The organism is Prosthecobacter sp. (assembly GCF_046154365.1).
Taxonomy (GTDB): domain Bacteria; phylum Verrucomicrobiota; class Verrucomicrobiia; order Verrucomicrobiales; family Verrucomicrobiaceae; genus Prosthecobacter.
This window is the reverse complement of sequence record NZ_JBJXFV010000156.1, coordinates 95,915-107,897: the sequence shown is the minus strand read 5'-3', so window position 1 is coordinate 107,897 and position 11,983 is coordinate 95,915. Positions and strand designations below refer to the sequence as shown.

Annotated in this window: 11 protein-coding genes and 1 CRISPR repeat array; of the genes, 8 read left to right on the top strand and 3 right to left on the bottom strand. The window is 58.8% G+C overall.

Translation table 11 applies throughout. The annotated features are described in order from the left end of the window. Positions 1-17 precede the first annotated feature (17 nt). Positions 18-1,999: direct repeats of the CRISPR family, unit length 37 nt; unit sequence GGCATCAAAGCCCACACAGCCGAAAGGCATTGGAGAC. Positions 2,000-2,290: 291 nt separating this feature from the next. Further along, a complete protein-coding gene (locus ACKVY0_RS19900) occupies positions 2,291-2,467 on the bottom strand; it encodes a hypothetical protein (protein ID WP_409216591.1) in 177 nt (58 codons plus the stop codon). Positions 2,468-2,687: 220 nt separating this feature from the next. Between ACKVY0_RS19900 and metG the strand changes: the two genes are divergently transcribed. Then, positions 2,688-4,259: a methionine--tRNA ligase gene (metG, locus tag ACKVY0_RS19895; RefSeq protein WP_409216590.1), complete on the top strand. Its 1,572-nt coding sequence runs from the start codon at positions 2,688-2,690 to the stop codon at positions 4,257-4,259. A gap of 70 nt (positions 4,260-4,329) precedes the next feature. Beyond that, a complete protein-coding gene (gene carA / locus ACKVY0_RS19890; RefSeq protein ID WP_409216589.1) occupies positions 4,330-5,499 on the top strand; it encodes a glutamine-hydrolyzing carbamoyl-phosphate synthase small subunit in 1,170 nt (389 codons plus the stop codon). A gap of 89 nt (positions 5,500-5,588) precedes the next feature. Here the strand turns inward: carA and ACKVY0_RS19885 are convergent, their stop codons facing one another. Continuing rightward, the gene (locus tag ACKVY0_RS19885; RefSeq protein WP_409216588.1) at positions 5,589-6,386 is read right to left on the bottom strand and encodes a thymidylate synthase; all 798 of its coding nucleotides are present in this window, start codon (positions 6,384-6,386) and stop codon (positions 5,589-5,591) included. Between the two features lie 77 nt (positions 6,387-6,463). Here ACKVY0_RS19885 and ACKVY0_RS19880 point away from each other — a divergent pair, with 77 nt between their 5' ends. Genes ACKVY0_RS19880 through lspA form a run of 3 tightly spaced genes read left to right on the top strand, consistent with a single transcriptional unit; the run spans position 6,464 to position 8,565 of the window. Continuing rightward, positions 6,464-6,868, top strand: a complete 405-nt coding sequence (locus ACKVY0_RS19880; protein WP_409216587.1) for a peptide chain release factor-like protein — start codon at positions 6,464-6,466, stop codon at positions 6,866-6,868. 51 nt (positions 6,869-6,919) lie between these two features. Beyond that, positions 6,920-8,029: a galactitol-1-phosphate 5-dehydrogenase gene (locus tag ACKVY0_RS19875; RefSeq protein WP_409216586.1), complete on the top strand. Its 1,110-nt coding sequence runs from the start codon at positions 6,920-6,922 to the stop codon at positions 8,027-8,029. Between the two features lie 5 nt (positions 8,030-8,034). Beyond that, positions 8,035-8,565, top strand: a complete 531-nt coding sequence (gene lspA, locus ACKVY0_RS19870) for a signal peptidase II (RefSeq protein ID WP_409216585.1) — start codon at positions 8,035-8,037, stop codon at positions 8,563-8,565. 1 nt (position 8,566) lies between these two features. Here lspA and ACKVY0_RS19865 read toward each other — a convergent pair whose 3' ends face one another. Then, positions 8,567-9,460, bottom strand: coding sequence for a hypothetical protein (locus ACKVY0_RS19865; RefSeq protein ID WP_409216584.1), 894 nt, complete (start codon positions 9,458-9,460; stop codon positions 8,567-8,569). Positions 9,461-9,965: 505 nt separating this feature from the next. On the opposite strand from ACKVY0_RS19865, the gene ACKVY0_RS19860 reads away from it, so the two are divergent. The 3 genes from ACKVY0_RS19860 to ACKVY0_RS19850 all read left to right on the top strand — a co-directional run bounded on the left by ACKVY0_RS19860 (position 9,966) and on the right by ACKVY0_RS19850 (position 11,943). Next, a complete protein-coding gene (locus ACKVY0_RS19860; RefSeq protein ID WP_409216583.1) occupies positions 9,966-10,664 on the top strand; it encodes a hypothetical protein in 699 nt (232 codons plus the stop codon). 104 nt (positions 10,665-10,768) lie between these two features. Beyond that, complete coding sequence (locus tag ACKVY0_RS19855) at positions 10,769-10,960, top strand: hypothetical protein (RefSeq protein WP_409216582.1); 192 nt, start codon at positions 10,769-10,771, stop codon at positions 10,958-10,960. Positions 10,961-11,031: 71 nt separating this feature from the next. Further along, positions 11,032-11,943 (top strand): bifunctional riboflavin kinase/FAD synthetase, encoded by a 912-nt coding sequence (locus ACKVY0_RS19850; protein WP_409216581.1) that lies wholly within the window; start codon positions 11,032-11,034, stop codon positions 11,941-11,943. The last annotated feature ends 40 nt before the right edge of the window (positions 11,944-11,983 follow it).

Here is an 11,983-nt window from a genome sequence, read left to right as displayed (position 1 = left end):
CCAAACTTGCCGGCAAGGGCATCAAAGCCCACACAGCCGAAAGGCATTGGAGACTCTGGTCCGTGGACAAAGTACGCCGGGTCTTTTGCTCGAGGCATCAAAGCCCACACAGCCGAAAGGCATTGGAGACGCGCTGTGAGACTCGAAGAACCAATTCAGGCTACGAAGGCATCAAAGCCCACACAGCCGAAAGGCATTGGAGACGTGATCTTCGTCGTCTTGCCGTTGAAGTTGACATTGCACGGCATCAAAGCCCACACAGCCGAAAGGCATTGGAGACTTCTCGGGGTGGCTACTTGGCCGCTGGCGCACTTTCCTGGCATCAAAGCCCACACAGCCGAAAGGCATTGGAGACGGTAGTCACCTCGGTCTCGCGCGTGCTCTCCTCGGAGGGCATCAAAGCCCACACAGCCGAAAGGCATTGGAGACGTGCCACGAACGTGACGCCATCTCCCACCTCCAGACCGGGGCATCAAAGCCCACACAGCCGACAGGCATTGGAGACACGTCACTTGATGTGGGTTCGAAGGCGTGGAGGGTCGGCATCAAAGCCCACACAGCCGAAAGGCATTGGAGACACCGGGATCCCCTTACCTGGACACCCCAGCCTTCTTGGCATCAAAGCCCACACAGCCGAAAGGCATTGGAGACTAATTTGTAATTTTTTTTGCCACAACAATGATCCAGGCATCAAAGCCCACACAGCCGAAAGGCATTGGAGACACGAAGATCACGGACTCCATCCACCACTGAGGCAGATTGGCATCAAAGCCCACACAGCCGAAAGGCAATGGAGACGCAGACGATCCTCGCGGAGCACGTGCTTCAGGAAGAGGGCATCAAAGCCCACACAGCCGAAAGGCATTGGAGACAGAAGCTTGGTCTGCCGGCGGAGGAACCCGGAGGTGCTGGGCATCAAAGCCCACACAGCCGAAAGGCATTGGAGACGCCAGAAGACCGTGCCGCCCCTCGTGCAGGAACCCTTTGGGCATCAAAGCCCACACAGCCGAAAGGCATTGGAGACGAAGACTTCACGAGCACGATGACGGAGACCGAACTGAGCGGCATCAAAGCCCACACAGCCGAAAGGCATTGGAGACACCGCATGATGCGAACTTCCCTTCGGCTTTTTTGCCGTGGCATCAAAGCCCACACAGCCGAAAGGCATTGGAGACCAAACACTGCTCGTCAACCTCAAGGCTAATGAGATGCTGGCATCAAAGCCCACACAGCCGAAAGGCATTGGAGACGAAAGGGTAAACTTTTTTGTATCCCCGATAGTAACGACGGCATCAAAGCCCACACAGCCGAAAGGCATTGGAGACAGCACTTGCCCTGGCAGGTCGCCGACATCGGGCTGCTGGGCATCAAAGCCCACACAGCCGAAAGGCATTGGAGACATTCTTTGTCGAGGAAGTCCGCAGCGTCCGATTTCGCCGGCATCAAAGCCCACACAGCCGAAAGGCATTGGAGACAATGGGTAATCGACGGTGAGGTCGAAATCCTTGGCGATTGGCATCAAAGCCCACACAGCCGAAAGGCATTGGAGACTCCTTGCCAGTGAGGCCACCGAGGGTCGTCGTTCATCGTGGCATCAAAGCCCACACAGCCGAAAGGCATTGGAGACGACACTGCTGTCACAGCCACCCGCATCACTGCATCCAGGGCATCAAAGCCCACACAGCCGAAAGGCATTGGAGACTTTATCGTGACTGTAATCACCGACTACACCAGCGGCAGGGCATCAAAGCCCACACAGCCGAAAGGCATTGGAGACGAAGATGAGGCCGAGCCGCATCTTGGTACCCGCGGGGGCATCAAAGCCCACACAGCCGAAAGGCATTGGAGACCTTACTGATTTCCTGCTTGGCCAGCGTCGTTCCAGCGAAGGCATCAAAGCCCACACAGCCGAAAGGCATTGGAGACTCCTCAATGTAACTGGACACTTTGAACATCTTACGCGGCATCAAAGCCCACACAGCCGAAAGGCATTGGAGACCGGCGCTTGTAGCCACCTTTGTATTCGTACACCTGGGCGACTGAAAGCCGCGCAGCCGAAACGCGTTGGAACTTGGTCTGGGGTGCTTCAACTCACCGTCGGTGTGCGCCACCCTGCAATATCCATAAAATCCAGCTTCTCTCGGAGTCCTTTGACGTTTCCATCGCGAAAGGCTGTCACCTCTGGCGCGGACTTGATCAAAAATCGGCTGAGCTTGATCAAGTCGAGGCTGAATGAAAGCACGTCCACACCAGTGGCCATCAAGTGTGTGTGGAAGGTGACAACGATTGATCAGGACGTGATCAAGGACAAGACGAAGGTGATCACGTCTGCGCGGAAGATCATGCCTGGGCGAGTGGACTTGATCAAGACGGGGCCCAAGTCGGGCACTTCGGTCTGGAAGGTGACGGCTTTTTTGCGGGACTTGCTCCCGTCTGGGCAGAGCTTGGTCGTGATTTCGACTGGCATGGTGCCGTGGGCGTGCGGGGAGACTTGGAGACGAGCGGACGAGAGTGGAATACTCGCCACTTTGATCACCCAGCGTTCGCTTTAGCACTGAACGACTCCGAACACGCCATGTTCAGCGCACCCACAGGAAAGTCAGGCGGGTAGAATACTCGCGCTCCGGTTCGCGGCGCGACTGGACGACGTGGCATTCCGCGACATCATTCGCGCCCCAATTACCGCCGTGAAGCCCTACTACATCACCACCGCCATCGACTACACCAACGCAGCGCCGCACATCGGCCATGCTTATGAGAAGGTGCTGGCGGATGTCATGGCGCGATTTCAGCGGCTGAATGGGCGCGAGGTGTATTTCCTCACCGGCGTGGATCAGCACGGCCAGAAGGTGCAGAAGAGTGCGGAAAAGGCCGGGCAGACGCCGCAGGACTTTGTGGATGGTATCACGCAGCATTTCACGGCGCTGTGGGACAAGCTGAACGTCCGCTACGACGGCTGGGCGGCGACGACAGACATCAAACACAAGCGCGTGGTGCAGGCGATGCTGCAAAAGCTCCACGACTGCGGCCAGCTTTACAAAAAGAGCTACGGCGGTTTCTACTCCGTGCGTCAGGAGCAATTCCTCACCGACAAAGAACGCGGCCCCGACGGCCAGTACGGCGAGGAATGGGGCGAAGTGGTCGAGTTGCAGGAGGAAAACTGGTATTTCCGCCTCAGCGATCATGTCGAGTGGCTCAAGAACCACATTCGCGGCAACCCCGATTTCATCTTCCCGCCGCATCGTGCCAACGATGTGCTCAACTCGCTCGAAGGAGCCGCGCAGGACCTGTGCATTTCACGACCCATCGAACGCCTGAGCTGGGGCATTCCGCTGCCCTTTGACGAAAAATTCGTGAACTATGTCTGGTTCGACGCGCTGGTGAATTACGTCAGCTTCGCCGGCTACTTGGCCGATGAAGTCGGCAACGAAGGTCTGCCGGAGTTTGAAAAAATCTGGCCCGCCGACGCGCATGTCATCGGCAAGGACATCCTCGTCCCCGCGCATGCCGTCTATTGGCCGATCATGCTGCACGCGCTCGGTTTCCCCGACGATCAAATCCCCAAACTCATCGTTCATGGCTGGTGGAACGTGAAAGGGGCCAAGATGAGCAAGAGCCTCGGCAATGTGATCGACCCGAACGTGCTCTCGAACACCTTCACGCCCGACGGCCTGCGTTATTATCTCATGCGCGACATCGCCACCGGCTACGACGCCGATTTCAGCGATGAGCGCATCATCATGAGCTACAACAAGGAGCTGGCCGGTGGTCTGGGCAATCTGCTCAACCGCTCGATCAACATGGCGCAGAAATATCGCAGCGGCGTGCTCACGCCCGGTGATTACGATGACGAAATCAACCAAGCCCTGCGCCAGACGGTCGCGGAGGCCCTGCCGCTCTACCTTGATAAGATGAACGGCTGGGACATCCACGAAGGCATCGCCGCCGCGTGGAAGATCGTCACGCATGCGAACGCCTTCGTCGATAGCACGAGGCCCTTCTCGCTCGCCAAAGATCCCGCGCAAGCCGCCCGCCTCGACAGCGTGCTCTACCACCTCGCCGAGGCGCTCACGCACGTCACCGTGCTGCTCAATCCGATCATGCCGACCGCGATGGTCACAGCGCGTGCGCAGATCGGCTGGGAATTGCCTGCGGGCCTCAAAGTCAGCGATTTGAAGTGGGGACTGCTGCCAAGCGGCCACCAACTCGGCGCGCCTGTGCCGTTGTTCCCGCGTCTGGAGATCGCCGAAGAAAAGTGATCCCAAAAACAACGACACGATCATTCCTTGCACCCCCCGCCCTTCTGGCTATGACCAGCGGCGCACCTTGATGAAGAAAGCCCTCCTCGCTCTCGAAGACGGCCGAGTGTTTGAAGGCACGGCGTTTGGCGCCGATGCCGCCCACACCGGCGAAATTTGCTTTAACACCTCCATGACCGGTTATCAGGAGGTTCTCACCGATCCTTCCTATCGCGGCCAGATCGTGACGATGACCTATCCGCTCATCGGCAACTACGGCGTGAACCCGCTCGACACCGAAAGCGACCAACCGCACGTGCGCGGCTTCGTCATTGAGGAGCTTTGCGATGTGCCGAGCAACTGGCGCAGCACGCAGTCGCTTGACGCTTATTTGAAGGAGTGGAACATCCCCGGCATTCAGGGGATCGACACACGCGCTTTGACCAAGCATCTGCGCACCCGTGGTGCGATGCGTGCCGTCATCACCACGACCGCCGCGAGCGCTGAAGAAGCCGTGAAAATGGCCGCCAGCAGTCCGCCGATGGAAGGCAGTGATTACGTCAAGGAAGTGACCACCAAGACGCCTTACCTCTGGGATCCCGAGGACAAGGACAGCCGCGACTGGGACATCCCCAGCCCCTCGCAGAATCGTGAAGCCGGACCTGATGGTGAAGTGTATCATCCGCTGCCACGCGCGAAGCATCACATCGTGGCCTACGATTTCGGCATCAAGCGCAACATCCTGCGCCGCCTACGTCAGAACGGCTTCCGCGTCGATGTCGTTCCCGCCACCACGAGCGCCAAAGACGTACTCGCCAAAAATCCCGACGGCGTCTTCCTCTCCAACGGCCCCGGCGATCCTGCGGCGCTCGATTACATCCATAAGGAGATCAAACAGCTCATCGGCGTGAAGCCGATCTTCGCCATCTGCCTCGGTCATCAAATTCTCGGCCACGCCTACGGCGGCAAGACCTTCAAACTGAAGTTCGGCCATCGTGGCGGCAACCAACCCGTCAAAGACCTGCGCAATGGCAAGGTGTCCATCACCAGCCAGAACCATGGCTTTGCCATCGACCCATCGTCCTTGCCCAGCAACGTCGAAGTCACACACATCAACCTCAATGACGGCACCGTCGAAGGCATGCGCCACCGCGAAGCGCCGGTGCTGAGCGTCCAATACCATCCCGAAGCCGCACCTGGACCGCATGACGCGAAGTATTTCTTCGCCGAGTTTGCGCGGATGATTGAGACGGGACGGTGAGACGTAGCCACGCTCGCCAGAGCGTGGATGTGCGTTCTCTTTGTGGAGCCGACTTCCACATTCTGGCGAATGTGGCTACGACAGAGTCTTCACACCGCGATCTCCGCCTTGATCGCCGGATGCGGATCGTAGCCCTCAAGTGTGAAGTCCTCGAAACGGAAGGCGTCGATCTCTTTGACGGCGGGATTCAGGCGCATCGTGGGCAGCGGGCGCGGCTCACGGGTGAGCTGAAGTTTCGCCTGATCGAGATGGTTCTTGTAGAGGTGCAGATCGCCGAAGGTGTGGACGAATTCGCCGGGTTGAAGGTCGCAGACCTGAGCGGCCATCATCACGAGCAGCGCATAGCTGGCGATGTTGAACGGCACGCCGAGAAAGAGATCCGCGCTGCGCTGGTAGAGCTGGCAGCTCAATTTGCCGCGATCGACAAAGAACTGAAACAGGCAGTGGCAGGGCGGCAGGGCCATTTTTTCAATGTGCGGCACGTTCCAGGCGCTGACGATGTGGCGGCGGCTGTAGGGGTTCGTTTTGATGCCGTGGATGAGACGAGCGATCTGATCGTGCGTCTCGGCCTCGGGTGCGCCCTGCCAGCGTCGCCATTGGGCACCGTAAACCGGGCCGAGATCGCCGTTTTCATCGGCCCACTCGTCCCAGATGGTCACTTTGTTCTCACGCAAGTAGCCGACATTGGTGTCGCCCTTCAAAAACCAGAGCAGTTCGTGAATGATCGAGCGCAGGTGCAGTTTTTTCGTGGTGACGAGCGGAAAGGTGGTGCTGAGGTCGTAGCGGCTTTGCTCGCCGAAAACTGAGTAAGCGCCGGTGCCGGTGCGGTCCTCACGGTAGCTTCCGTGTTCGAGCACTTTGCGCAGCAGGCGGTGGTATTCTTCCATCGTCCAGTCATAGCGGGGCGTGCGGCGGATGCAAACGCGGCAGTTGCGGCAGCGCTCCCCTGCCCCGATGCTCGCCCATGGCCGATCTGCCTGAAGACAACACCCTGCGCACCCGCATGCAGAAACTCCGCGTCCGCGAGGAGGATCTGGAGGAGTCGTTCATTCGCGGTTCTGGGGCCGGCGGCCAAAAAATCAACAAAACCAGCTCCACGGTCGTGCTGCGGCACATTCCCAGCGGGATCGAGGTGCGCTGCCAGCGCGAACGATCACAATCGCAGAACCGCCTGATCGCCCGACAGGAACTTTGCGAGCGCCTGGAGGCCGCGTTTCAGACAGCGAAGCTCGAAATCCAGAATGAGCGCGAAAAAGTGCGCCGTCAGACCCGCGCACGGCCCCGAGGCCTGAAAAAACGTCTCGTCGCTGGCAAGCGCCATCGTGCTGGGATCAAAGAAGGACGCGGCAAAGTGGGTGGGGATGAGTGAGTCGCAAACTTCCTTGCTAGAGAGCGCACTCGCGGCATGATCCGCGTTCCCATGAAAGCGCTCGTCCTCACCGCCCCGTCTGAATTCAATTACGATCTCGACTTTCCCGAACCCACGCCCGCCGCTGGTGAAGTTTTGGTCAAAGTGCAGGCCTGCGGCATCTGCGGCAGCGATATTCACGGCATGGACGGCCGCAGTGGCCGCCGCCAGATGCCGATCGTGATGGGCCATGAGGCTGCGGGCGAAATCATCGGCCTCGGCGAAGGCGTGAACGGCTGGAACCTCGGTGATCGCGTCACTTTCGACTCCACCGAATACTGCGGTGAGTGCGACGAGTGCAAAGAAGGCTTCGTCAATCTTTGCCCAAACCGTCGCGTGTTAGGCGTCTCACCGGGCGAATATCGTCGTCACGGCTGCTTTGCCGAAAAGATCGCGCTGCCGACTCGCATCCTGTATCGCATCCCGGAAGCGCTCTCCTATGAGAAGGCCGCTTTTGCCGAACCGGTGTCGATTGCACTGCATGCGGTCAATTTGGCCGATGGCATCGAAGTGGGTGAGGCCTTTGCCCCCACCGAAGATCACTGCCATGAAGGCGGTTGCGATTGCGAACCCGAAGCGAAAGGCGGCATCGCCGTAGTCGTAGGTGCCGGTTTGATCGGCTTGCTGGTCATTCAGGCGCTCAAGGCGCGTGGCTGGGAAAAAGTGATCGCTGTCGATCTCGATGACAAGCGCCTCGAACTCGCTCTCAAGCTGGGTGCGGCAGAAGTTTTCAACGCGAAGCAGGAAGGTCTGGCGATGCACCTGCGCAAAATCTGCGGTGGTGATGGCGCGGATGCGAGCTTTGAAGTCGTCGGCGCTGCGGCACCGCTTGATCTCGCGATCCGCAGCGTGCGCAAGGGCGGCCAGGTTGTTCTCATTGGCAATCTCCAGCCGAACACGCCCTTCCCGTTGCAAGAAGTCGTCACGCGGCAGATCACGATCAAAGGCTCGTGCTCCTGCGCCGGTGAGTATCCCGAGGCGATCCGCCGCATTCAAGACGGCAGCATTCAAGTCGAACCACTGCTCAGCGCCGTGGCCCCGCTGTCTGAAGGTGCCGACTGGTTCAAACGCCTGCATGATAACAAAGAAGGCCTGCTCAAAGTGGTGCTGCAACCCGCGTGATTGCCATGATCCGTCTCTTTCTCCTGCTTTCACTGCCGCTCTACATCCTCGACCAACTCACGAAGAGCTGGATCGTGGCGAACTTCCGGCTCTATGAAACCGAGCGAGAGATCATCCCTGGCATCTTCTGGCTGCATCACGCCGCGAACACCGGCGTGGCCTTCGGCATGTTCAACGGCACGCAGTATGCGAACTACGCCTTCACCGCCGTCTCGCTCGCGGCGCTGACGTTCATCTATGTGATGCATCGCAAAGGGCTGTTCCCCGGCAAACTGAGCCGTCTCGCCGTGGCGCTGCTGGTTTCCGGTGTGTTTGGCAATCTCACCGACCGCCTGTTCCGCGCCCATGATGGCGGGAAACTTTTCTCCGGCACGTTCCTCGACGGCTATGTCGTCGATTTCCTGAAGTTCGACTTCGGCTTCGCGCCATTCCATCCGTGGCCGTCCTTCAACGTGGCCGACTCCTGCGTCGTCTGCGCAGCGATCCTGCTGGCGCTGGCATCGTTCTTGGAAACACCAGAGGCGAAGAAGGCCTGAGTTATTCCACCGGCACCGGCGACCAGCGGTAGATGCCGTCGAACCACGACAGGCTGCCGGTCGGAGTGGCTTTGCGCTTGGTATCCACCCAGAGGAAGCCGCCTTTGCGCTTCAAGCTGAAGCTGATGTCCTTCGCATTCTCCGGCACCTCAGCTTCGACGAAGACCGCTTCCGCCGTGTTTTCGCCATTCTTCGATTTCACCGACTCGGCTGGGATTTGACCCGCCAGATCTGATCCTTGGTTTTCATTCACCCGCGTGCAGGAGAGATTCACACGCAGTTTGCCGTCTTTCGCACGGCGGATGCTCACATGGCCGCCAAAACCATCGTCATACTCGCCATCCCACGCTCCGGCGCTTTTCGGGTCAGGCGGCTGCTCCATGTAATAATACCCCAACGCCGTGGACTCAGCCAGTTTGAGCCAGTAGTTGGCATCTTTCTCCTGAAGCGGCTGCGCCTTCCCTGCGGGGAAGGGTTGTGCAGGCTTCGACAGCGCCGGTGCTGGCGCCTGATAGGCGATCTTCATCCAGCGCTCTCGTAGCACAGGCCAGCGTGCCTTCCAGTCTGAGGCCAGCGGCTTGTCCGCCGCAGTCCAGGTGCGCGAGGCGTTCTTCCAAGCTGCTGCCAGACGATCCTCGGCGGCTTGAAACTCTTTGCGAGCCAGTTGCACGCGCTTCTCATCACTCACCCGGCGGTAAATGCCCAGGATGCCCGGATCCTGCGGAATTTTTTGTTCCGGCTTGAAACTGATCTCCATTTTCGACTCACCGCCCTTGGCGATGAAATACGAGCCACGATCCTGACCTTCATCGACGACAGCGGCAAACACGATCTGGTTGTCCTTCCGCGTCCCCTGCCCTGCCCAGCGTCCCGTCGATCCTGGTTCAGCCGCCATACGAACACTGACCTCTACCCGGCTGCCTGAGGTGCTGAGAGTGAGATACCGCTGTCCCACCTCATCAAAAAAATGCGAGACACCCGGCGACTCAACAGCTTGGGCCACTGTTCCGGCCAAGCACATAACCAATAAGGGGACGAAGTTCGAGTTCAGGCATGCATTCATCGTCGCTCATTCTCATAAGCGAATGGCGCATGTGCAAGAATTAGAAAAAGAGGTTTTAGCGGATCCTCTATAATTATCGCATTTTTGGTCAAATCGGGCCGCCAAACCGGTTTTGGGCTCGGAAACCTTCGCCAAAACCAATCCGCCTTACCCAAGAGGGTTCAGGGCCGTCAAATTCGCGATCATTTTAAGTTGTTGATTTTGAGTTGTTTAGCTCAAATCCAAAACCTTGAGTTTATCAAATTTACAACAATTTGTGTTAATTATGATATAGTTGTTGCAGTGATTCTAATTTTTGCTATAAATACTAGCAGAAACAAGAACCACTTACGCAGCCATGAAAACACTCATCCGCCTCGCCCTCACCGTCAGCCTCCTCACAGTCGCTACCGCCGCGAACGCTCAGAACGGTTATTCCGCTGCCGGCTACTACGCCGCCCCTCAGGCCCAGGCCGCTTATGCACAGCAGCAGGCCAACGCTCAAGCCTGGGCCGCCTACCACGCCCAGCAGGCCAATGCTCAAGCCTGGTCCAACTACTACGCCCAGCAAGCCGCCGCTCAGCAGGCTGCCGCCCAACGCGCCGCTGCACAGCGTGCTGCCGCTGCTGCCCCTGTCGGTGGCAATTCTCAGATCCGCTTCGACGGCCGCTTCGCCGCCGTCGGCCAGACCGCTCCTCAGGCCCTTCAGTTCGCCGTTTACGCTGCCAACACCCTCCAGAACAAGCCCTATGTGCTTGGTGGCGGCCATCGCAACATCGAAGACAGCGCTTATGACTGCTCCAGCAGCACTTCTTACATCCTCATCAAGGCAGGATTGCTGAACCGCTGCCTGTCCAGCAAGGAATTCGCCACCTATGGCGACGCTGGTGTCGGCCGCTTCATCACCATCTGGGTGAAGCCTGGCGAACATGTTTTCATGACCATCTGCGGTCTTCGCATGGACACCTCCGGCCAGGTCACTGGCGAAGGCCCCCGCTGGCGCACCAAGGGCCGCAGCTATGCCGGCTTCAGCCCTCGCCATCCTTTTGGCATGTGATTCTCATTTTTGTGACTCGATTCTCATTCACGAAACCAAAAGACCACTCAAACCTGAAACTCACCCGCCAAAAGCACCTCAAACCTCTCAAACCTACGAATCATATGAAAACGAACGCCACCCTCTCCACCGCCTCCAACAACGAAATCACCCTCGGCTGGACCTCGATGCCTGCTTACGGCGAAGTGATGACCAGCCTGATCGGCACCGCCCACACCGATGTGACCAGCAGCCTGAAGCTCGAAAAGAAGAGCGTCCTGACCTCCTTCTGGAGCACGCTGAGCAACCTCAAGTAAAGCAAGCCCCGCCGTCCTGCCCTTCGCCTTGCGCTCTGCATCGTCGCTGATATGGCTCAAGCCTCCACCGCATGCAGGTTCTCCGCTCCATCGACGCCCTCTCCTCCATCCCCGGCCCGCTGGCGCTCGCCGTGGGAGTTTTCGATGGCATCCACCTCGGCCACCAGGAGGTGATCAGAGCCGCCCAAGAACACGCCACCCAGCATCACGGCACCGCCGTCGTCGTCACCTTCGATCCGCATCCGGTGCATGTGCTGCGCCCTGGATCAGCACCGAAACTGCTCTGCGGCCCGCGTCATCAGCAGCTCGTCCTCGCTCAGATCGGCATCCCCTGTCTGCTGGCCTGCCCTTTCACCACTGAGACGGCGAAAACACCCGCCCGCGACTTCATCCAACAACTCGTCGAAGCCGCTCGACCGCTTGGCTGCATATCCGTCGGTTACACCTGGAATTTCGGCCACAAGCGAGAGGGCGACATCCACCTGCTCATGCAAATGGGCCAGCAACACGATTTCGCCGTTTATGGCGTACCACCCTTGAAAATCGACGGCGAAATTGTCAGCAGCACGCTCATTCGCGAAGCAATCGCCAGCGGCCAGTTCGCCAAGGCCACGCGTCTGCTCGGTCGCGAGTATTCCGTCTTCGGCACCGTCGTCGAAGGTCGCAAACTCGGCCGCCAGCTCGGCTTCCCCACGGCCAATGTCGATGTCGAAAACGAGCAACTGCCGCCGCTCGGTGTTTATGCCGTGCAGGGACGCATCGACGACACTTGGCTGCCCGCCGTCGCCAATCTCGGCCGTCGGCCGACGGTGGCCGAAAATGCCGAACCTGCGCTCGAAGTGCATCTGCTCGACTGGAACGGCGATCTCTACGGCAAAGACATGGAGGTGCGCTTCACGAAGTTCCTACGCCCCGAGATGAAATTCAGCGGCCTCGACGAACTCAAAGCCCAGATCCAGCGCGACATCGCCGCAGCAAAGTAGCCTTGTTGCTGTGCAACAAGGACTGCCTGTTCCACAGGAA